Source organism: Psychrobacillus glaciei, assembly GCF_008973485.1.
GTDB lineage: Bacteria > Bacillota > Bacilli > Bacillales_A > Planococcaceae > Psychrobacillus > Psychrobacillus glaciei.
Map to the genome: position 1 here is coordinate 2309590 of NZ_CP031223.1, position 21395 is coordinate 2330984.

The window sequence follows — 21395 nt, forward strand, 5'->3', positions numbered from 1 at the left end:
ACTTATCCAGTGTAGGATCATCCGCATATGATAAACGTAACCCAAACAGTAAACTTACTTACGAAATAGCTATTTTTTCTGCATTTCCTTTTGCTAGTTGATTTGCCTGTTGACCGTTTACTATTAACTGAGATACTTTATCATTTAATTTTTCTGTGTGCTCATTAACTATTTTAAAAGCTTCAGAAAAGCGTTCATATTGGCCAGTTAATTGAACCAGTAATCGTAAATAAACATTTTGAGTAGAAAACCATTCAAAGTGCTTTAGGATAAATGTTTGAATTTCATCTCTGTATGATACTGGGGTTGTATCGAAATGCAACAGAATCTTTGAAAACTCTTCCAATGGTTGTTCAATACATGCCTTAAAGAGTTCTTCTTTATTACCAAAATAAATAGATACACTTCCAAAACTGACATTAGCCTCTTTGGCAATTTCAGCCATCGTTGTTGCATCATAATTTTTTTCAGCAAATAGTCTAATGGCAGCCTTTAATACACTTTCTTTTTTCATTTCAATCGTTCTTTTTTTTATTTCATTAGCCACAAATTACCACCTCAATTATCAGAATACAGATAATGATTGATTAATCAATCATTATTTGTATTTAGCGTTCTTCAACTAACCTGCTGCGATAGTAAAAAAGGCTCTACTCGTTATTGAAGTAAAGCCCCCGTTCGTTTAAGTGAAATGTTTCACAATATTTTTTCATGGATATACACTTGAAATTTTTATCGTCTCTGTTGAATCTTCATTTCTTCCCACGAATAATTTGGTATGGTTGCAATCCATAACGTATCTCCCATGATATCCACATCCCAAACGATGGAATCCCCCACATCAAACACTTTTTCAGATTTTCTTTCATCTATAGTATTGATGGAATAAATAGCTTCACCTCTATTTGTGATCCCGAATAATTTTTCCCCTTTTTTAATTAGTCTAACTACTATTTCATCAACTTGAATTTTTCTCCAATTTTCCTCTTGAAGATTTCGGGTCCAAAATCCACTTTGTGTGGTGATGAATAGCCTACTGTTAATCACTTTCATATCATAAGGTTCATCATTACTATTCGGCATGGTTATTTCGATCCACCGATCATTTGTCTTTTGCAAAATCTTCCTTTCTTCTGTTAATCCTATCAAATCACCCTTATCCGATATTTGGACCACATAAAATGGTTTAGGAACAATAGCTTGTTCCCAACTCTCCCCTTGATTTGTCGAATAGTAAATTTTTCTATTTGATAGCACAGCTATATGGTTATTGATTGAATAATCGATAGTCTCAATCATGTGGTCTAATGAAAGAATTTTCGTTCCTTTACTTTTTGATGTAATACCTGTCCATAAATCTTTTTCCGTTGCTGCATATAATTGATCATTCTTATCAAACCAGGCGTTTGTTACATAATTATTAACTGGGAGTTCTGTCCATGATTCTCCATTGTTATGGCTCCATTCAATAAAAGGTTGCTTGGTTGTACTAAATTGTGTTGGCTTTTTGTCTCCCCATACCACTAAATTGTTGTTTCCAGCGACAACTCCCGTAATTGCCATCCCTATTTTTGTTAGGTTATCGGTACCATTACGTATGGATAGTAATCCACCACCGTATGGTAATTTATGATTGGCACTGACCACATCTCCGTTTTGGGCATTGAATGAAATTGAAGTAAAACGATTATCTCGATCATTTCCAAACACTTTTAGAATGGGTTTACCATCGATACTATCAAGTGTAAAATGATATCCTGTTGCCCAATCTTCTCCTTGTTTTAGTCCGTATTTATCCTTTGCTAGTTGGAGAACATCAGAGCTATCCAATTTGATCTCATCGTAGGGTATTGTTCGATCCTGAGATTGCTTATCTGGTCTAAACAACCAAATTTGCTTTTCTGAGATGCCAATTAGTACATAATCATCTGTACCTGGAACTACAAAGAACAAAGTCCAATTAAAACGTTTCCCTGCTTCTCCTCTCGAGCCTCCCATAGTTTCATCCACACTTGTTACTTTTGTAAGTGTTGCGTTCACATTCCACTCTTTTGCTCGCTGGAATCCAATGTTAATGGCTTCTTTTAGCGTAATTTCACCATCTGAAGCGATTGCTTCACGACCAATCAAATTTACAAAAATTAAAAAAATTACTAAAAAACAAGATATTGTTTTTAAGAAACTCAAAATTACCACCATCCCATAACTAAATAGGCACATTAATCATTGGATTAATGTGCCTATTTAGGATGGAGTAAATACTTCGTTATTATCCTCTTAGATCAAATATAACAAACAAAATACTCCTTTTATCAGAAAGGCCTTCCTCCACTAACCCGTTGCTTTAGTTGAATAAGAAAATTAAATTCACTGTATTATCTGTTCAATTATTTTACCGTCTGAAGACAAACCTGTAATAGTAGTGCCTATTAGATCTTCTCCATCAGTAACTAAAAACCAAAACTTTTGGTCATCGCCATATTCAATGATGTTGGCTTTAAATTCGTTTCCACCATCAGTTTTAATGTTTACTTCTTCTATTTGAGGATCAAGTATTTTCCCCCTAATTAAATCAGTATAACCATAAAAGCTAGATTCTAAGTTTGAAATACCCCAATCTAATTTATGTTCATGGGATAGTCCACCAGCGAAGCTTGTAACAAGCTTCCATCCAAATAGGTTTTTCTTAAAGAGAGCACTCCCAAAAAATAAATCTTGATGATTACCCCATTCATAAAAAGCAATTGCTTGATTGTTATCCAAAAATTCAATATGAGCAATGTTTGTCATTGGTTGATTTAATGAGTACATAACCTTTTTAATTTCCTGAACATCATCTTTTAATGCTAAATTTATAAAAATAATCCCTAATAAAATAGCTGTTATAGAGATAATTTTTAATTTCTTAGACATAAAATCCCCCCCCTAAAAAACAAAACACAATATTCCCATTATCTGATTGATTTGCTAACATATTTGTTCTTCAACTCTACTGCCCGTTAGTAAAAAAGGCTTTACTCCTTATTGAATTAAAGCACCCGTTAGGCGAATTAAAAAAGAGTCAATTATTAGATACTAAGCTAATGAAGTCTGAAAAAGCACTTACTGACTGTCGCCATAATGCATTAGATAAACCTTAAAATAATTCAAAGGTCTTGTTGTCTCATCTTTAATACCGCTTATGAAAACCGTTACCAATTGATAATCAGGTGCGACAATAATATACTGTCCCTCACGTCCATACGCAAAAAAAATCCTACCTACTTGATTGTCGAATTGTTTATTCCACCAGTGATATGCGTATGAAAAAGTATCATTACTTTTGACATTGGGACTTGTAGATTCCTTAATCCAATGAATGGGTACAATTTGTTTGGATTTCCATCTTCCATTATTCAAATATAACGTACCAATTTTTAACATGTCGGCCGTTTTCATTGTTAATCCGAATCCACCAATGGCTATACCTTGTGCATCAAAGTTCCACTTATAATCTGTTATTCCTAGAGGCGTAAATAAATGCTTTTTAGCGAAGACTTCTGTATTTAATCCAGTAGTCTTTTGTAGGATTGCGCTTAACAATTGTGAAGAACCGCAACTGTAGACCATTTCATTTCCAGGGGGATTATCAATGGATTGCTGAAGTACAAAATTCACCCAATTTTTGCTGGGTATCATACCACTATTACCAGGCCAGTGTAACCCTGAAGTCATTGTCAGCAAGTGCTTGATTGTGATTTTCTGATTCTCTTCATCTTAATTAAATTCCGGAAAGAAATTAATTATTGGTGTATTAACATTTTCGATATACCCTTTGTCTATCGCAATCCCGATCACTGCTGATAATATGCTTTTTGTGACAGAATATATTTTATGTTGTTTTTCTTTCATTTTTTTGTTTCGATGGTATTCAAATAACACAGCATTATTCCTCTGGACAAGAACACTATCAACTTTGTCTTTTTTTAGTATATTTTCAAATTCGGTTAAGGATTTCATTCGCCTAGGAATCCCCCTCATATATTAATCCAATATATTTTTTCTTTTTTATAATCTCAAATCCAATATATCTTATTCCACTAAACTGCTGCGTTAGTTGAATAAGAAAAAAGAGCCGTCTATGCAGCTCACTTATCTTAAACTAACGCCTCCGTTACTTTAAGAACGATTGTTCAAAATGTGACATATTTTTATACTATGGCGTATAGACAAGTATCAGTTAATCTATTGCCATCTGCTGATAAATCATCCTTCTTTAATGTCCCTTCTAACTCATATCCTAATTTTTCTGGAATAGAACGGCTCTTTATATTTGTGGATTCACATTTAATTTCAATTCTTTTAAATTTAATTTGATTTAAACCTAATTCAGTTAAATTCTTTACAGCTTCTAACATATATCCATTACCACTAAATTTTGTGTTAATCCAGTAACCGATATGACATTTAGGTATGTCCCAGTTTATTCCCTCGAAGCTTATTATACCTATAAAATCATTGGTTCCTTTACGAAAGATAAGGTAACGTAAACTTTCTCTTTTCAAGAAGTTAATGTAAGCTATTCTCAAATTTACTTCCGTTTCATCAACAGTTGGAGTTTTTTGTGCAAATGGCAACCAAGCCTTTAATTCAATAAAGGAATCTTTTATTGCCTCATTGACAATACTGCTGTCTCCTGATTGTCTTGGTGCTCGTAGTATTAATCTCTCTGTTTCTAATTGTAATGGAATATCTAATAATAGTTGACTCACCCCAACACCCCTTTTCAGTTTGAATATTACTTATTCATTTTAATTTCCTTATTCATACAGATAGGTAAGCTTTTGAAGTTATCGCCAGCTTTTCCCCCTGTTCACACCGTACATGAAACTTTCACTTCATACGGCGTTCCAACTAATCCAATTCGATTTAATCATTAACACATTAGTAGATTAACGCCATCTGTGTCTCAATTCATCCGTTTCAATAAGTCGGTGCCTCCCGTAGGAGGTGAACCTCTATTAGTCTCACGAGAACCTTATTAACCGATAATGATTTGCCTTGCATGAATAAATGATTCTTCATTAGTCTAGTGGCTATCCCTCCATGTGGATTAGACATTTCACTGGTACTGTGCCACCACTTTCACTGATATAAAGACAAGTTATACAACTACTAATATTATAATTATTTTCCTTGCCAACGTTTCGTTGGGAGTAAGCCCTCCACGTTATCAGCTTACAACGTTGAATTATATCTATTATAGAATGAACTTAGGTGCTTCCTGTAAGCCTGTTAGCATTCATACGCCTCTAACGTATCATGGATTTTCATATTAGTTAGTCTTACTCACCCACATCTAACCTCACAATTTGGTGACATACACATTTCTATGTATCGCAGTTCTAGACCCGTACATTCAGAAGTTCGTCAGCTTAACCTTTTCTTTTAGGTTTATTCGCATTCTCACCATATTCATTCAACTCAAGCATCATGAACTACACCACTCCATCGAGTAGGCTTTCGTCAGCCGAACTGTTACGGTAGTTTCTCACGCCTTTTCACCGAGCTTATAACACCGTCATTCTTACTAAATCAGTGCTACTCGACTAAGAGAGAACCCTTCAGGGCGTTACCCCTTCATTTGATTCTTCGATATAATCCTTCAATTCCATAAGGAATTGCCTAGCCTTTACCAGAGAGATGTAATAACCATCCTCTATTTAAACTAGGAACATTTCGCACAACTAAACTGCTGCGTTAGTTCAACAAGCAAAAAGGCTTTACTCCTTCTGGAAGTAAAGTCCCCGTTAGCCATTCATGAAGCGCAAAAACCAGCGCTTCACCACAGAGAATGAAAATGGTTAGAGGAGTCAATACTAGTAGTCCACCGAAAACCATAGGCTTCTTAATGTGCGATCTCCTCTTTTTTTTAACGATTAAGGAGGGGTCTTTTTAAGTGTTGTCATTTTCCTTTTCTTGAAGGAATTAATTTTCATGGTAGTTCGAAACCCCTTGAACTTTAAAACAAAGGTCATTCTATCTTTATAAACTATTTAGTGCATTTGATATTTCCTCTATAATTTCTTTGTGAACGTAAAAATCCCAAATAATAAAGGTGATAAGAAATAAAAAATATACTGCAACATACAATTTCACCTTTTTTCTAGGTCTCAAAGGTTTAAAAGATAATACAAAAAAGACTGATATAAAAAGCGAAAGTATATAAATAGTAAGCATCCACATTTCATTTGCTTTGTTAATTGGTGACATTACTTTTAATGCTTGAATGACAGTATCTTGCACATTGTACATTTCTTTTTTTACAAAACCCTCTTCAATCGTTAACACCAACGATTCTTCATCCAAGTAGTACTTATAACCAGTCAAATTGAAGTTGGTTTTCATTGTTAAAAATAGAAGTATTGTTATCAAAGAAAAATAAATTAATAACGCTAAAAATTTCTTATTAATCTTAGGAATAGCTACTCCTCCTTAATGTTTTAATTAGACATGAAATCCAATTAGTTATTTAACATTTCATACGTTCGAAACGAATAAAGGTTCCAGTTTTTAAGTGAATTTCCCATTTTAATTAACAAAAATCCATTTTCTGCCATTGAACTAAACTACTCCTTTAGTAAAAAAAGCTCTACTCCTTATTGAAGTAAAGCACCCGTTAGTTTAAGTGTATTCTTTCACAAACTCTATAAACCAAGCGAAGTGTCACACTTGTAACTCAATTTAAAATACGCATACCTATAAAAACAAAAACAACCTAGGTGGAAAGGTTGTTTTTATCTTTTAAGCATTATTTACTATCGTTTGATGCACATAAATGACGCAACATTTGGTGAGATGTTAAAAGGCAATGTACCAGAGCAACTAGCAGATATGCTTGCGATGACACAAATGAGCACCCGTGAAGGTAATTTAGTAAACGATTCATCTGACTTAGAAATGTTACTTGTTCGCAAACCGGCTACAGTAAAAGAAGCATTACAGCACTTATTAGCATAAATAAATCGACCTTTGCAAATTCACAAAGGTCGTTTTATTTAATCCATTAACTTTTCAAATAATAGATGAATCATTTCTTCCGTTGGTATTTCACCTGATTTCACATATTTAGTGGACATGCCATACAAAGACCAGCTCAGCATAATGCTTTGTAAATCTACTTTTTCAAATGGCCAGTCCGGATGCTGATCCTTTAAAAAGTCTCTAAAAATACGTGCAAGCTCCTCTTTCACTGTCGTTTCGATTTTTGGTGTAAATGCCTCGTAGCTACGCGCACATTGATTTGCAAGTCCAATTTGAAATTGTAAAATACTCGTGAAAATATTTTTCATCGATTCCGGAGTTAACGCATCATGTGAATTGACATTCGTGAGTACCCCTTTTAAGACGTTCTCTGCTAACACCTTCTCTAACAAGTCATACTTATCAAAGAAATGATAATAAAATGTAGCACGGTTTACAGTTGCGCGCGATGTAATATCTTTAATCGTAATATCTTTAAAATCCTTTTCAACTACCAATTGCATAAATGCATCCATAATCAATTGGCGTGTTCGTACAATGCGTGGGTCTATTGGTTTTTCCATGTTCGCTCTCCTGACTTTTTCGACATTTCTCCTCAAATGTCGTATATACGATGTTTTCTAGACATTTGTTGGTTGTCGTATTTTTCGTTTGGTTTTATGATAAATATACAACAAGTGTTGGATATACAAAATGTGTTGGAGGTTATTAAAATGAATATAACAGTTTTCGGAGCGAATGGTCAAATCGGCCAACATTTTGTAAACGTAGCATTACAAAATGGCAATAAGGTCAAAGCGATCGTACGGCGCGAAGGTGCACTTGAAGCGACGCATCCAAATTTAGAAGTCGTCGTTATAAACTATAACGACGTGTCACAAGTAACAGCGACGATTCAAGGGCAAGATGCTGTTGTTAGTAAGCTTGGAGCTTCCTTATCAATGAGTCGTAAAGTAAAAGACTTACCAATCACAAAAGCACATGAAACGATACTACGTGTGATGGAGCAACAAGGTGTGAAGCGCTTTATTACACTTGGGACACCTAGCATAAAATCAGCATTCGATCAAAAGCAGCTCGTAACGGTCATGCCAAGTATTATGGCTAAACTAATGTTCCCTACTGGCTTTGCAGAAATGAATGCGATTAGCCAACTGATTCACCAAAGTCAGGTTGATTGGACGGTTATTCGGATCGTAAATCCCAATACAAATAAAGATGGTAAGGGCTATGCCATTTCACTTGGGGATACGAAAGGCAAATTTACGGTGTCACACAAAAATGTAGCGAAATGTATGTATGATGCAATTCGTAAGCAAGAATGTATTGGTAAAATGCCAATCGTCTTTAACAAATAAGGAGGAACAAAAATGACAATTTTAGGTTGGGTATTACAAGGTTTACTAGCATTAATGTTTATCATGGCTGGTTCAGGAAAAATTACTGGTTCAAAAATGCACATCGAAGGGTTTAAAAAATGGGGTTTACCGCAATGGTTCCGTGTTGTAACCGGTGTCATTGAATTAGGCGCAGCTATTTTATTATTCGTAGGTTTTTGGAATGAAACAGCCGCTCTAATCGGTGCCGCAATTTTAGTTGTCGTTAGTATTGGTGGTGTGTTTACACATTTACGTATCAAAGACTCAATGAAAGACACAATGATGATTTTAGTACTTGGCGTTTTAGCGCTTGCACTTCTAATCATTCTATTATAAAAAGTAGGTGAAAGTATGAAATTCGAATTTGGCATTTATTCTTTAGGAGAACGTATTCCTAACGAAAAAGGACATACAAAAACTGCACAAGAACGTGTTGAAAATATCATTCAAATGGCCAAATGGCCAAATGGGCAGATGAAGCAGGACTTGATGTATTCGGAGTTGGTGAACATCATCGTTTAGATTTTGTGACATCAAGCTACGCTATGCTGCTTGCAGCGATTGCTCGGGAAACAAAAAATATTAAGTTAACAAGTACACTTTCCGTTATTAGTACGGCAGATCCAGTACGTGTCTATGAGGATTTTTCGACCCTTGATTTACTATCTGGTGGGCGTGCAGAAATTATTTTAGGTCGAGGTGCGTTTTTAGAAAGCTTTTCATTATTTGGCGCAAGTTTAGATGATTACGATAAGTTATTTGAGGAAAAGCTTGCACTGTTTATGGAGCTACAAGAAAAAGACGTAGTGAATTGGCATGGAGAATTCCGTTCACCACTTCGCGATGCACAAATTGCCCCTCGTCCCGCGCAACAAAAATTGCCGATGTGGATTGGTGTTGGTGGTACGCCAGCTAGTGCCGTTCGTGCTGGAACGCTCGGAACGAACATGGCTTTAGGTTTACTTGGAGGTGAGCCTGAACGTGCGCAACATTTAACAAATCTTTACTGGCAAGCAGCGAATGAAGCGGGTCACGATTTATCGCAATTAAAAGTATCGGTGACAGGTCATGGTTACTTTGCGGAAGATGGTGCACAAGCGATGCGTGAATTTACACCACATTACAATCAGTACATGTTACATTTCATGAAAGATCGTGGCATGCCTTACTATCCGATGACACCTGAACAAATGATGCCCCAACGTACAGATAATCAAATTTTAGCTGTTGGTAGCGCTGAAGAATTAGCTGAGAAAATTTTATATCAGCATGAGCTATTTGGTCACTTACGCTTTATGGGTCAATTTGATATGGGCAATCAGTCAATGGCTCGTGTGGGAAAAGCCATTGATTTACTGGCGAATAAAGTAGCACCGATTGTTCGTCGTGCACTAAACAAATAATGCGATACTTTTTCAACAAACAGAGGCGTTTAACGGATATACGTTAAACGCCTTTATTTGTCGATTGTAGGTGTCTTGTTACTATTTTTAAAGGTTGCGTCAAAGGTAAAGGTTGATTTAAAATGCACATGAAAAATGAGCGTGGTAATGTATCTCCAAGCTCATTGTATTTCGATGTCCATTTTTTACTAAAGCACCCGTTAGTTTAATAAGATATATTGTTTTTCCATAATATTGAACGGATTTCAAAACCAAAATTACTTGGGAAAATTTCTACAAAGCCTATTTTACTTTCAATTACTTCAATTGTACCTATCTCTTCAAATCCAAAACATTCATATTCATCCTCGTTTTCTACATACTGCGTAAAATAAAATGAACCACAATCGGGTTCACCACAATTGCAAAGTTCTTTTATTCGAAGATTATCAATTTGATTTGCTATATCTAATCGGGATTTGCAAATAAAATAATTTTTAATTCTATTTGCCAAATGAGATAAAACCTCAATAAGCAAAGGGTAATCTCGCAATTATAACAACACCTTTATTAGAATGATTTATTGTTATTTTCTCATTTTTCTTATTCAACTAACCTGCTGCTTTAGTTCAATAAGAAAAATACTTCACTCCTTCTTGAAGTAAAGTTAGTAATAGGTAAGCATTTGAAGTTATCTCCAGCTTTTCCCCTACTCCGCACGGAACGTGATAGTTTCCCATCATTCCGCGTTCCATCTAGCGATGGTATTATTAATTATAAGTTTCAAGTTACTCTTATTGATTTGGGTTATTTGATTATTTCTAGCTCACATTTTTCTCGATATTTATTGATTTTCTTTAACATCGATTCAGTGATGCCCAAAACTTTTATGAGTGTATTCGCCTTAATTTTGTCGGTCATGTGGATTAATTCGTGTACTTCTTTTTGGAGAATACGTAAATTATTGAATTTGTCACTTCCACCAAGAGGCGTAGGTATATAATGGTGACAGTACACATTTTCTGCTTGTAGGAACATGCCAGTTATTTCACATTTTCCATTTTTCATACTGTACCTACTAATCCGATTATCCATATATTCGACACTTCGTGTCGGTATTTTTGATTCCATTAACAATACTATTTCCTGTCTTATATTTTTACTCAGCCTTGCAGATATTTGTACTCGACCTTCTTCGGTAAATGGGGTTATACTTTGAGTAAAAGCAATCACATTTTTAGTTTTGATGATCCCAAGAGGGAAGAGGTATACCCCGGCGATTTTATACGTTTTAGAGCCTAAGCCATAGAACTTTTTATAGACAGGTGGCGGGTTGTTAGGATGTTCATATTTACCGATAGGTTTAAGACGATTGTACATAGATGCACCTATTTCGTAGGCAAGTCGTGAGAACGCTAAGTTGACGTGAGTAGCTCTATTAAAATAATTATGTAACCCTAAGACAAAACTATTAAAACGCAAGGCATTTTGTGCGGTTGGCGATGATCGGAGTATTTTTATTCGTTTCTTTGCATCTGCCTTAATTTTCCGCATCTTTTCCGCTTTGACAAATGTATGTGCAACTCGCTTTTTTCTTTTACGATTGGCACGTATAGTGAAGCCAAGAAAAGCAGACTCATTCTTGCGTAAATTAATAATCTTCGATTTTTCTGGTGAAATATCAAGTTTTAAACGTTCTTTTAAATAAAGAGTAACTGCATGATACCATTTTTCAGCAGTTTTCCAGTCTCGACAGATGATTTTAAGGCAAGTAGACCACTGGAACCTCCCCAGTAGCCCCTCTCAGAACCGGACGTGAACCTCTCAGCTCATCCGGCTCCCATTATTCAGCCGTAGGCTTTATTCCTAGTTCCCAATGTTTGAAGAGCTTAGGATTCTGAACAGCAATCCTACCCATAAAACGTTCCGCATTTTTCTTATGACGAGCAAGTCTTTTATATTTCTTTCTTGCCCACATGATTAAGGCTTTATTAATATGCCTTAAACTAGAATACATTTCGGATTTGTAGAACTTTCCATAGTAATTAATCCATCCTTGAATAGCTGAGTTAAACATCATCGATAAGTCAAAGAGTTCTTTATTTGCCTTCAATTGCAGTTTCCAACCTCTTACTTTTTGCCGGATTGATTTCTTGGATTTATTGCTGATAGCGGGAGTGAAATTCACAAAGTGTTTTCCCCACCTGTTTTTCGACAGTCTCGGTCTAAACGTATACCCTAGAAAATCAAACGATATATTTTCATGCTCTTCTTTTCTATCTGCATCCTTACAATAAATAATTTTGGTTTTAGTTGGATGAAGTTCGAGCTTACATATATTCATTCTCTCGTTTAAAGATTCAAGCAACTTTTTCGCTTCATCCTCTGTCTGACAGTGGATGACTGCGTCATCCGCATATCTAGCAAATGGATTGTTAGGATGATTGATTGCCATCCATTTATCAAACGTATAGTGAAGAAATAAATTTGCTAATACCGGACTTATGACCCCACCTTGCGGTGTGCCAGAGATACGTTCTATTATTCCTTCTTTCGTTTGAAACGGTGCTCTTAACCATCTTTTGATGTATACCTTTATCCACTCGACTTTTGTATGCTTTTCTACCGCTCTCATTAATAAATCATGGTCTATATTATCGAATAAACCTTTAATATCGAATTCAAGTACCCAATTGTACTTCCAACATCTTTTCCGAGTGATCTCTAACGCTTGAATGGCACTTTTCTTCGGTCTGTATCCATAGGAATCTTCATGAAAGAATGGTTCTACCGAAGGTTCAAAATATAATTTCACTGTCATTTGTGCAATTCTATCCGACACAGTTGGAATTCCAAGTGTCCTTGTACCCCCAGCTTTCTTTGGTATTTCTACAGCTTTAACAGCTGGAGGAAAATAACTGCCAGATGACATTCGGTTCCATATTTTATACAGGTTATCTTTGAGATTTTCTTCAAACTCTGCTATGGATTGCTCATCAATTCCTGCTGACCCTTTGTTTGCTTTAACTCTTAGAAAAGCTTCATATACTACGTTTTTGGATATAACATACGACTTTGTTTTATGCATAAGTTCCTCCCAGTTTGTTGGTTGACTTGTTTATAAAACTGAATAATATAACCCCTTTGCTCCATCTCCGTTAGGAGATTTCATTGCTACTACGAGTTATTCCGCCCCTATACATGGCATTGGTACTCTGATTCTTGTGGGGCTTCCACTTGAAATCTCTCCCTTAGCATCCATGTCGTAGGTTCCCACGTTCCACACAAAAGCCTGTATTAAGTTCACGCCGCCTTTATACCGGTCACCGAACGGACAGTAAACAGGTTTCCTCCGAACTAATCCTGAGTTAACGACCCCCCTCAGTTTTGATGACATCTCTACGCTTTCGATACTTCATCAGCGGTTCAATGGTTTTCGTCTCCTTAATACATACCTGACAGAGTCATGCTCTGCCTTTTCCCCTAACGCTCAATACCATAGCTTTTGACTATAGCACCTTAGGGCGGTTTGCAATCTCTACCTGTATAGCGATTGCGAGAGGCCTTCTCTCATCTTATGTGCAGCATAGCTTACAAAGTTTACTTCTTAAGCACACTTCGTTTGCTTTCGTGGCACACGGTCATCAGCATACCTAACTATGTAGCCTTCTTTTAAGTGTGTGCGCTTTTTTGCGAGAAGTTGACCTTCTCTGGTCTTAAAAGATTTATGGAGAGGGAATAGTTCCCATTGATTCGCTACCCATTGGTCCAATTCATTCAGTACAATATTAGACAATAATGGCGAAATCAAGCCTCCTTGCGGAGAACCTTTTGTTGGAATACCTTCTCCATCTATTTCAGCTTTTAACATTTTGGATATACAGGCAAGAACCTGTCTATCTTGAATACCTAAATTCCATAGCTGCTTAATAAGTAAGGAATGATTGATATTATCAAAGAACCCTTTGATATCAACGTCTACAACGTAATGAAGTTTCGACTGATTAACTAGAAATTGAATTCTTGCCATCGCATGATGAGTAGACCGTTGAGGTCTAAATCCGTAGCTATGATTATAAAAATGAGCCTCTGCAATAGGTTCTAAGACTTGCTTAAAACACTGTTGTATAATTCTATCTAGAATACATGGAATACCTAATGGTCGCATCTTGCCATTATCTTTTTCGATCAGTTTACGTCTAACTTTCTTTGGGCGATAATTATTAAGCTTACTTTGTATTTCTTCTATTAATTCGTTCTCTGATTGTTTCTCTATGTCTACAATAGTTTTACCATCTGTTCCAGGGGTCTTCGACCCTTTATTTGACTTAATTGTTCGATACGCTAATAAAATGTTATTCCTCGACGTGATGATGTCGTATAGAGAGTGGAATGATTCTTTATCTTTGGCTCGTTCATGTAAGTCTGTAAAGGTATCTGTCATCTCATAATAATCCCAATATCGGAGAGCTTGCACTGTGGCATCATTCCTCTTTGAAGTGATGTTCCCACGTTCTTACCCGACCGGTGCAATGCACAATTGAAAAATAATTATTACTTATCACTAGACTTGGGGCTGTTCCTCCACCCCCATTACAGAGGTTTCACTGGTCGTACCCCTACCCTCATAAGGACAAATACATTTCACCATAAGGCTTATAGCAACCGTTTCGGGTGACAGCCCTTGAATCAACGTTCCTTACTTTCCAAGTACCTTACAACGTAGCTATACATTCTAAACGTAGGTGCTTCCTTTAAGCCTGTGAACTGGATACCGCCATTGTTCGGTATAGTGTATTTCAGAGGGTGCATTTTTACTTTACACCGTTCACCCCATCGTTTGATGGTACACAAGTTTCCTCATGTTCTAACTTTAGACCCGTACCTTCGGAAAATTCGTCAGTTCCTTTTCATGGGAACTATTCTCACCATATCTAGTTTTTCAGCCATGCGGTCTATCCCTCGGCATACCTTTTCCTTAAGAATGGCTTTAGCCTAGTTCAACCGAATCTACCTGTGCTTCACACCCCATGACCAGTCAATCAGGACGCATGCAGGAGTATTGATGGGATAGTTTCTGGAAACATGGCTCCATCATTCCTATCCTCCGTTGTAAAGTTAAAATTTATTTTTATAAATCTCCTGTATTTTCAAGCCAGAAGGCGCTTATAACAGAACTTGTCGCGCGCACCCGTTAGTTGAAGTACAAATATTTACACTGATTGTCAGTGGACTGCTAATTGGGTAAGTACCTTACAATCGATAAGAATAAAAATCCACGAGTTTATAAACTCGTGGATTTTATCTTTTTATATAAAAAATAATTGTATATGAAATCGACTATTGAAACGAAATAGGCAAAACCGACAATTAATAATACGGGGGAATCGTAACCGTAATAAATAAAGTCTTGTGAATGTTGAGAAAGGAACCAAATTGTTGTTATGACGAAAAGAAAAATATCGAAAGCGATACATAGTGGGCGTTTAATGTTTTTTAGAGCAAAATTAAAAACGATAATTCTAAAAATAACAAATAGGAATAAACAAAAAAAATAAGCGGCGGTAGTATAGATGATTGATGGCTGAAATGATTCTGGTATCGTCGGCATCAGTATAAACCCCTTTGAATAATTTTATAAATAGTTTATCGATTGGAGTTGTTATAAAGTACGAAACGAAATTATGATTCTATAATTGTTATATAATGCAAAAAGGTATGATTTTGATATTGCATACGAATTAGACGAGCAAAAAGAATCATTATTGAACTTACCTCCCTCTATAAACATTGAGATATCAACGGTTTTCATCACTTCGTGATTAAAGAAAAATATTTTTCTCTTCTCTGATAAACAGAGTCTTGAATTTATAGATTTTATTACCAAGTTGAGCGTACGCTTCGCTAAAACTAATGGAAATCATTAGCTTTTATCTCCATTATTTCGATGCACAATGGATCTCTGCGATGCTTATGACGACGTACCCTCCCATGTCTCTTAGCGTCAACGCGCTTACATTCCTTCGTTCGGTCTATTCATAAGGCAGAGGCCTGCTAAGCTGCCCCGGGGACTCATAGTCTAAGTTTAGTAATATTGCCGGCTTCTCCGTATCATCCTTTTTGTTATAGCTCTTTGATTGAAATGCTTACGCTGCCTCTCCGAGACAGTAGAGATCTTTCATCATAAGTTGCTCGTTAAAATACACTTTCTTTTTACAAATCCCATGTAATATTTTTAGTAATTTACCACAGAGTACTACCATCGATTGCTTGCCCCTTAAGGGATTCTGATTCCTTGTGGTGTAGTATTCATGAAGTTGTTTGAATGCTAGGTTATGCCGAATCAAAGGAACAATCACTTTGAAAAGGATATGTCTAAGTCTCTTACGTCCACGTTTTGATATATGTTTTTGACCCTTATGTTGACCAGAAGAGTTTTCACGTAATGTTAGTCCCGCTAGTTTAATGAGTTGGCGTGGATTTTCGTAAAGTGAAAAGCTCCCTACTTCGGAAAGTAGATCAACAATCGTCGCATCACCTAAACCTGGTACTGACGCGAGTAGGTCATATTCCATCGTTGTCTTTGCCATTTCAGTTAATTGGTCATTCACTGCTTCGATTTCAGCTTCTAATAAGCGAAACTGACGTAGGAGTGTGGCGATTTCATGTTTGGCCATCTTTTGTCCTTCTGTCAGTCCAATAGAGTTTGAAGCCTTTTCAATGAGTAGCTTAGCTTTTGGTAGTTGTGGAGCTCTCATACCCCCTACCTGACGGTAGAGAAATACAAGTTCTTCCGCGGTTTTCCCTTGAATGTCCTGTGGCATTGGTGTTCTTTCTAATGCAGTAAGTGCCATTTTTCCGAAAGAAGGAAAGACTTGAGTGAATTCAGGAAAATATCGATCGAGCCAACGAATGATTCGATTTTTAATACTTGCTAGATCCTCCGTTAACTTTGATCTAAGAGTAGAACCAATCCGTAGTTCAGCTTCTACTTCTTTTAATATTCGCGGATAGCTAAAGCGTCCATCTTTCAATAATCGCGCGATGACTAATGCATCTTTTTTATCATTTTTAGTCGGCAAATTATCATCAAGTTCTTTCGAACGTTTGACGTGCATTGGATTTACCATGACAAGTGGAATGTCGTATTGATCTAAAAAATAGGCTAAGTTCATCCAGTAGTGACCTGTTGGTTCAATGCCGACGATGACTTCCGTTTTCTGTGTTTCCAGCAGCGTTTGTCTAATTTTTTCATACAAGCTTTCGAATCCTTCTTTTGATTGATGTACAGAAAATGCTTTTTCTATCACACGTCCTCGTTCATCGACAAAGCAGGCGTAATGCACGTGCTTCGCTATGTCTATACCAACGACGAGTGTATTTTCAGTTACTTGATTAATTTTGTTATTCATTTTAGAATGCATTTAGGAGTCCTCCTTGTAGATGATGGGTAAATGGTCGTTGACACTCAGCATCATACTAGAGGTCTCTTTTTTCTGCAAGACCCCGAACATCTTTCAAACAGGAATGCTGCCCCTTTAGTTCAATAAGAAAAATGCTTTACTCCTTCTTGAAGTAAAGCGCCTGTAGTCGAAGAAGAAACTCAGTACTGTGAACTGACCTAGCGATATGAGACACATATAAAACACCTTTTTAGGCTGCCGCAATGCCAAATTCTTTTGGCGTAAGGTAGCCTAATTTTTCTTGGATCCGTTCTTCATTGTAATGACGAATATACTCGTCAATTCTTTGCACAACACTGACATTACTTAATGAATTAAACTTGGCTAGGCTAAACTCTTCTGTTTTTAAACTAGAATGAAAGGACTCAATTACTGCATTATCCCAACAGTTTCCACGTCTGGACATACTGCTAACTAAATGGTTTTCCTTCAAGGCATTTTGATAAGCATACGATGTATAGACACTTCCTTGATCAGAATGAACAATAACACCTTGGGGGTTTCCGCGAGCTATTAACGCTTCACGCAACGTATCCATGACTAACGGAGTCTGTTGGTGATTATAAAGCTTATAAGTGACAATTTCATTGTTATATAAATCCATGATCGTCGAAAGATATAATGTGACGCTACCATATTGAATATACGTAATATCCGTTACCCATTTTTCGTTCGGTTTACTAGCTATAAAGTTACGATTCAATACATTTGGGGCAATTACTACTGACTCACCTTGAGATTTCCATTTTCTTTTTTGCTTTACTTTGCATTGAAGATGAAACTTTTGCATGGTTTTCTGAACGGTATTGCGGTCTAATTTAATTCCATAATCTCTTTTCAATAACGCCTTTATTTTACGATGACCATTGCGGTATTTCGTTTTCTTGCATAGTTCGATGATTGCTTCTTCTGCTAAGGTTAAAATCTTCTCAACACCTTCAGCTAACCAACGATAAAAGCTGGAACGTGGTATTTCTAAGGCTGATAAAATGACACTTACTGTATAGTTTTTCCGGAACTTTTCCACGATTTGAAGAACTATGTGTTTTTCAACTCCTTTATCATTTCCAAATACTTTTTTAGAATCTCATTCTCCATTTTTAAATGGTTCATCTGCGTATCTTTCTTCTCTTCTTCACTTTTAAAATCAGGCCCATGCCCAAACGTATATTGTTTCCCAATCGGTTGGTCAAAACGATGAATTTCATTCGCTCTATACCATCTCATCCATGTCTCAACTTGAGATTTATTCTTAATTCCGTATTTCTCCATAATTTCTTTCGTTGTTAGTTTACCACTCATTTTTTCTTTGACGACTGCCCATTTAATCTCGCTTGTATACACGTTTTTGCCCATGCAAAAACACCTCCGATTTAAGTACTTGTTTTAAGTGTACCATTACCGAAGGTGTTTTATATTGTCTCACTATTTTAGGTTAGTCCACTGGTAATAATTAAAGCAGTACTTTTTTTTCAATCGCTTTTATCCTATCTTCTAATTCTTTATTTTTCTTTCTTACTTTGTCTACATAAAATGCAGAACTAAAACCAAACCCTAAAGCTAACCATGTAATAAATTCCATTTTCAATCTCCTTTCATTCTCATTTAAAAATTGTTATTTATATCCAGATTATAACACCTCTTATTGAACTAAACTGCTGCGTTAGTAAAAAAGGCTTTACTCCTTATTGAAGTAAAGCACCCGTTAGTTTAAGAAGAAAGATTTTTGATTCGACTCAATAATCAATAGAATTAGCTATTTCAACTAAGTTTTCGGGAGTAACTTTATCTGAAACTCGCTTATCGACACTCAGCATATACTGCCAATTTTCTCTTTCAAAAACAAGCACGTTAAAACCTGAAATAGTCATATAAGTGGCTTCATTCCCATTATTTAATTCAAAGGTTTTTAACACATACTTCTCTCGTTTAGGAATGCCGTACTTAATAGGTCGAACATCAATTTTATAATGATTTTCAGATGATAAATCACTGATAAATTCTACTTCAAATGAGTCATTGGTGTCTCCCTCTAAATCATTAAATCTTCCGAAATGATGAGTGAAGCTTATCGGGGGAACTCTAAGTGGCAGCTTTAGTCTTTGTTTAAAATGTTGTTCAAAATCCTTAGATGCTTCTTCCACAGTCTTATATCCGATTTCAGGATATATTACTTCATAAGGACTGGGCTTATTGTTTGCAGTTGCAAATACGGTCAATAAGAATAACAAACAAAATGAAAGTAGGAATAGGGAAATAGTTCTGGTCATTTTTCTTCACCTCAAAGTATCTTTAGGTGTATTATTCCCAGCTTAATGAAAATTATTTAATTGACATTTCTTGTTGAACTAAACTGCGTACTTTAGTTCAATAAGATAAAATGCTTTACTCCCTCTTGAAGTAAAGCACCCGTTAGTTTAAGTACAAACCTTCACAATCTCTTCATAGTGACCACAAATTAACTGTTTGGCTCAAACATATCATATTGTAAAAAGATTATCTAAAGACTAATTAATCTTGAGATAATGGCACTTCAATAGTCTTAGTAGGTCTATTTATGTCTTGTTCCCATTTTTTTATGACTTCGTCAGTTGATTCTTCTAAATCTGCAACTGTCACTTTAATTTTATTGTCAGTAAGCCACTGAACATTTGTAATAGGCAAATTGTAATTACTAAAATACTTATGATGTAAAGATGGTATTCTAGATTCGCCGCTAAATCCAAGATTGATTATAACTATTCTTTGTTTTGTTTTTTCACTATTAGAAAGTAAAAACATGACATTTTCTTGATTTGGAGAATAGGTGATTTCACTTGTAACAATACCTTCTCCTAAAGGAGCTATTGTACTTGTTTTGCTCTCTAAAGTCAGATACGCACTAGCACAAACAGTTTTTCCACAATCAAATGTTACAAGATATGATGATGAAAATTTATTACTTATCGGTGTATATTTTAAGGTTGATAGTACATCTTCTTGTTTGCCATAGTTATTTTCTATTATGTAATCCAAGAAACCACTATACTCAACGTAGTCAAGTTCCACTATTTCACCACTTGAAGAATTAATCATTGTAATTGAGTCAGGAAGGCTTGCTGAAGAAGTATTAAACCCACTTTTCTCACGAATTACGGAGAAAACAAAAATAAGTGTTGCTGCTAAAACGACTATACCTACTATAGCAGGAACTAATGAATTACTTTTTTTGGATTGAATTGAATGCTGTCGGATTTTTTGAACAACATTTCTCTGTTGTTGTGTCGTATCACCAATTTTCATTTTTAATTGTCTTTTTATTTCATTCATTTATAAATACCTCCCATTCTTGAGTAGACAGCATTTCTTTCAATCGTTCCTTCGCTTTTTTTAGTCGATACTTAATTGTGCTTTCTGAGGTATGTAAAGTATTAGATATGTTTTGTATAGTCAGTTCTTTAAAGTAATATAGAATAATGACTTCTCGAAATTTAATAGGTAAGGATAAGACCGCTTCAGCCACAATCAATTGTTCATCTTGTAGAATAAGTTGACTTTTGGGTCGAATAATCTCAGTAAAAACATTGGTTAATGTTTGTCTCCTGTAATGCCAACTCTTTAAATAATCCTTACATCGATTAATTGCCATTCGTGTTAAGTACGTTTTCAAACTTGATTGTGCTTGAAATTGCTCCGACTTAACCCAATAATTGATAAATACCTCCTGTACAATATCTTCTGCAGTATCCCAATCCTTCACGTAAAGATAGCTAAGCTGAAGTAAATAATCATTATGTTCATAAACAATAGATTGAAACCTATCATCATCTAGTTGGTCCATAAGCATCCCCTTTCTATATATTAGACGATTTAGAATACAGGAAAGTCTAATTTATATTTATAAAAATAAAATTCCAAGCCTTAATCCGTTGGCTTGGAATAAAACTTATGATTAATGTCACAATTGAAAGTGTATTATTTCAGATTCATCGTATATTTGCTACGTTAGTTCAGTAAGAAAAAAGGCTTTACTCCTTCTTGAAGTAAAGCACCCGTTAGTGAAAAGCGTCTCTGTTTAATACACAACCCCACCCGCATAACCATTCTTTGTGGGGTATGTAAAAAGGAATTAACGATTAACGAATATCTACACAATATAACTTGTTCTT

23 protein-coding genes are annotated in these 21395 nt (G+C 35.6%); 5 read left to right on the plus strand and 18 right to left on the minus strand.

Annotation, left to right across the window (positions count from 1 at the left end; translation table 11 throughout):
* Positions 1-58: 58 nt before the first annotated feature.
* From PB01_RS10725 to PB01_RS10750, 7 genes are all read right to left on the minus strand, one after another.
* A complete protein-coding gene (locus PB01_RS10725) occupies positions 59-547 on the minus strand; it encodes a TetR/AcrR family transcriptional regulator (RefSeq protein ID WP_151700200.1) in 489 nt (162 codons plus the stop codon).
* A gap of 185 nt (positions 548-732) precedes the next feature.
* Positions 733-2187 carry a beta propeller repeat protein gene (locus tag PB01_RS10730; RefSeq protein WP_151700201.1) on the minus strand — a complete coding sequence of 485 codons (1455 nt, stop codon included), beginning with the start codon at positions 2185-2187 and terminating at the stop codon, positions 733-735.
* Between the two features lie 180 nt (positions 2188-2367).
* Positions 2368-2913: a hypothetical protein gene (locus tag PB01_RS10735; RefSeq protein ID WP_151700202.1), complete on the minus strand. Its 546-nt coding sequence runs from the start codon at positions 2911-2913 to the stop codon at positions 2368-2370.
* 189 nt (positions 2914-3102) lie between these two features.
* Positions 3103-3738, minus strand: coding sequence for a serine hydrolase domain-containing protein (locus PB01_RS10740; RefSeq protein WP_225986268.1), 636 nt, complete (start codon positions 3736-3738; stop codon positions 3103-3105).
* Positions 3739-3756: 18 nt separating this feature from the next.
* Complete coding sequence (locus PB01_RS21405) at positions 3757-3999, minus strand: hypothetical protein (protein WP_225986010.1); 243 nt, start codon at positions 3997-3999, stop codon at positions 3757-3759.
* A 191-nt stretch (positions 4000-4190) separates the two neighbouring features.
* Positions 4191-4751 carry a GNAT family N-acetyltransferase gene (locus PB01_RS10745; protein WP_151700203.1) on the minus strand — a complete coding sequence of 187 codons (561 nt, stop codon included), beginning with the start codon at positions 4749-4751 and terminating at the stop codon, positions 4191-4193.
* Positions 4752-6024: 1273 nt separating this feature from the next.
* Complete coding sequence (locus PB01_RS10750; protein WP_225986011.1) at positions 6025-6333, minus strand: hypothetical protein; 309 nt, start codon at positions 6331-6333, stop codon at positions 6025-6027.
* 504 nt (positions 6334-6837) lie between these two features.
* Here PB01_RS10750 and PB01_RS10755 point away from each other — a divergent pair.
* Positions 6838-6999 (plus strand): hypothetical protein, encoded by a 162-nt coding sequence (locus PB01_RS10755; RefSeq protein ID WP_225986012.1) that lies wholly within the window; start codon positions 6838-6840, stop codon positions 6997-6999.
* A gap of 38 nt (positions 7000-7037) precedes the next feature.
* On the opposite strand, the gene PB01_RS10760 is transcribed toward PB01_RS10755, so the two are convergent.
* The gene (locus tag PB01_RS10760; RefSeq protein WP_151700206.1) at positions 7038-7586 is read right to left on the minus strand and encodes a TetR/AcrR family transcriptional regulator; all 549 of its coding nucleotides are present in this window, start codon (positions 7584-7586) and stop codon (positions 7038-7040) included.
* Between the two features lie 150 nt (positions 7587-7736).
* Here PB01_RS10760 and PB01_RS10765 point away from each other — a divergent pair, with 150 nt between their 5' ends.
* Genes PB01_RS10765 through PB01_RS10775 form a run of 4 tightly spaced genes read left to right on the plus strand, consistent with a single transcriptional unit; the run spans position 7737 to position 9805 of the window.
* The gene (locus PB01_RS10765) at positions 7737-8381 is read left to right on the plus strand and encodes an NAD(P)-dependent oxidoreductase (RefSeq protein WP_151700207.1); all 645 of its coding nucleotides are present in this window, start codon (positions 7737-7739) and stop codon (positions 8379-8381) included.
* A 12-nt stretch (positions 8382-8393) separates the two neighbouring features.
* Positions 8394-8738 carry a DoxX family protein gene (locus PB01_RS10770; RefSeq protein WP_151700208.1) on the plus strand — a complete coding sequence of 115 codons (345 nt, stop codon included), beginning with the start codon at positions 8394-8396 and terminating at the stop codon, positions 8736-8738.
* Between the two features lie 15 nt (positions 8739-8753).
* Complete coding sequence (locus tag PB01_RS21775) at positions 8754-8924, plus strand: hypothetical protein (RefSeq protein WP_318837442.1); 171 nt, start codon at positions 8754-8756, stop codon at positions 8922-8924.
* Complete coding sequence (locus PB01_RS10775) at positions 8861-9805, plus strand: LLM class flavin-dependent oxidoreductase (RefSeq protein ID WP_318837443.1); 945 nt, start codon at positions 8861-8863, stop codon at positions 9803-9805. The genes PB01_RS21775 and PB01_RS10775 overlap by 64 nt, the downstream gene beginning before the upstream one ends.
* A gap of 205 nt (positions 9806-10010) precedes the next feature.
* Here PB01_RS10775 and PB01_RS10780 read toward each other — a convergent pair whose 3' ends face one another.
* The 10 genes from PB01_RS10780 to PB01_RS10820 all read right to left on the minus strand — a co-directional run bounded on the left by PB01_RS10780 (position 10011) and on the right by PB01_RS10820 (position 21067).
* Positions 10011-10337 carry a hypothetical protein gene (locus PB01_RS10780; RefSeq protein WP_151700209.1) on the minus strand — a complete coding sequence of 109 codons (327 nt, stop codon included), beginning with the start codon at positions 10335-10337 and terminating at the stop codon, positions 10011-10013.
* A gap of 254 nt (positions 10338-10591) precedes the next feature.
* A complete protein-coding gene (locus tag PB01_RS10785; RefSeq protein ID WP_225986013.1) occupies positions 10592-11338 on the minus strand; it encodes an HNH endonuclease signature motif containing protein in 747 nt (248 codons plus the stop codon).
* 289 nt (positions 11339-11627) lie between these two features.
* Positions 11628-12872, minus strand: a complete 1245-nt coding sequence (ltrA, locus tag PB01_RS10790; RefSeq protein ID WP_151700211.1) for a group II intron reverse transcriptase/maturase — start codon at positions 12870-12872, stop codon at positions 11628-11630.
* Positions 12873-13391: 519 nt separating this feature from the next.
* A complete protein-coding gene (locus PB01_RS10795; RefSeq protein ID WP_318837444.1) occupies positions 13392-14228 on the minus strand; it encodes a reverse transcriptase domain-containing protein in 837 nt (278 codons plus the stop codon).
* A 1702-nt stretch (positions 14229-15930) separates the two neighbouring features.
* Entirely contained in the window at positions 15931-17208 is a 1278-nt protein-coding gene (locus PB01_RS10800; protein ID WP_151699916.1) for an IS110 family RNA-guided transposase, read from the minus strand.
* Between the two features lie 229 nt (positions 17209-17437).
* Positions 17438-18603 (minus strand): IS3 family transposase gene (locus PB01_RS10805; RefSeq protein ID WP_151699902.1). Its coding sequence is split into 2 segments (ribosomal slippage): positions 17438-18327 and positions 18327-18603, totalling 1167 coding nucleotides; the frame shifts between segments, so codons are not numbered across the junction.
* A gap of 97 nt (positions 18604-18700) precedes the next feature.
* A complete protein-coding gene (locus tag PB01_RS21640) occupies positions 18701-18829 on the minus strand; it encodes a hypothetical protein (RefSeq protein WP_264158142.1) in 129 nt (42 codons plus the stop codon).
* A gap of 154 nt (positions 18830-18983) precedes the next feature.
* Positions 18984-19517 carry a hypothetical protein gene (locus PB01_RS10810; RefSeq protein ID WP_151700213.1) on the minus strand — a complete coding sequence of 178 codons (534 nt, stop codon included), beginning with the start codon at positions 19515-19517 and terminating at the stop codon, positions 18984-18986.
* A 241-nt stretch (positions 19518-19758) separates the two neighbouring features.
* Positions 19759-20556: a hypothetical protein gene (locus PB01_RS10815; protein ID WP_151700214.1), complete on the minus strand. Its 798-nt coding sequence runs from the start codon at positions 20554-20556 to the stop codon at positions 19759-19761.
* Positions 20549-21067, minus strand: coding sequence for a sigma-70 family RNA polymerase sigma factor (locus PB01_RS10820; RefSeq protein WP_151700215.1), 519 nt, complete (start codon positions 21065-21067; stop codon positions 20549-20551). Before PB01_RS10820 ends, PB01_RS10815 begins: the two co-directional genes overlap by 8 nt.
* Between the last annotated feature and the right edge of the window lie 328 nt (positions 21068-21395).

What these genes read in the sequence shown, in the direction of transcription:
- PB01_RS21775 (WP_318837442.1), top strand. Translation starts at nt 8,754, where the DNA reads ATGAAATTCGAATTTGGCATTTATTCTTTAGGAGAACGTATTCCTAAC.
- PB01_RS21640 (WP_264158142.1), bottom strand. Translation starts at nt 18,829, where the DNA reads ATGGAATTTATTACATGGTTAGCTTTAGGGTTTGGTTTTAGTTCTGCA.
- PB01_RS10785 (WP_225986013.1), bottom strand. Translation starts at nt 11,338, where the DNA reads ATGCGGAAAATTAAGGCAGATGCAAAGAAACGAATAAAAATACTCCGA.
- PB01_RS21405 (WP_225986010.1), bottom strand. Translation starts at nt 3,999, where the DNA reads ATGAAATCCTTAACCGAATTTGAAAATATACTAAAAAAAGACAAAGTT.
- PB01_RS10800 (WP_151699916.1), bottom strand. Translation starts at nt 17,208, where the DNA reads ATGCATTCTAAAATGAATAACAAAATTAATCAAGTAACTGAAAATACA.
- PB01_RS10735 (WP_151700202.1), bottom strand. Translation starts at nt 2,913, where the DNA reads ATGTCTAAGAAATTAAAAATTATCTCTATAACAGCTATTTTATTAGGG.
- PB01_RS10770 (WP_151700208.1), top strand. Translation starts at nt 8,394, where the DNA reads ATGACAATTTTAGGTTGGGTATTACAAGGTTTACTAGCATTAATGTTT.
- PB01_RS10775 (WP_318837443.1), top strand. Translation starts at nt 8,861, where the DNA reads ATGGCCAAATGGGCAGATGAAGCAGGACTTGATGTATTCGGAGTTGGT.
- ltrA (WP_151700211.1), bottom strand. Translation starts at nt 12,872, where the DNA reads ATGCATAAAACAAAGTCGTATGTTATATCCAAAAACGTAGTATATGAA.
- PB01_RS10795 (WP_318837444.1), bottom strand. Translation starts at nt 14,228, where the DNA reads ATGACAGATACCTTTACAGACTTACATGAACGAGCCAAAGATAAAGAA.
- PB01_RS10820 (WP_151700215.1), bottom strand. Translation starts at nt 21,067, where the DNA reads ATGGACCAACTAGATGATGATAGGTTTCAATCTATTGTTTATGAACAT.
- PB01_RS10765 (WP_151700207.1), top strand. Translation starts at nt 7,737, where the DNA reads ATGAATATAACAGTTTTCGGAGCGAATGGTCAAATCGGCCAACATTTT.
- PB01_RS10760 (WP_151700206.1), bottom strand. Translation starts at nt 7,586, where the DNA reads ATGGAAAAACCAATAGACCCACGCATTGTACGAACACGCCAATTGATT.
- PB01_RS10815 (WP_151700214.1), bottom strand. Translation starts at nt 20,556, where the DNA reads ATGAATGAAATAAAAAGACAATTAAAAATGAAAATTGGTGATACGACA.
- PB01_RS10810 (WP_151700213.1), bottom strand. Translation starts at nt 19,517, where the DNA reads ATGACCAGAACTATTTCCCTATTCCTACTTTCATTTTGTTTGTTATTC.
- PB01_RS10755 (WP_225986012.1), top strand. Translation starts at nt 6,838, where the DNA reads ATGTTAAAAGGCAATGTACCAGAGCAACTAGCAGATATGCTTGCGATG.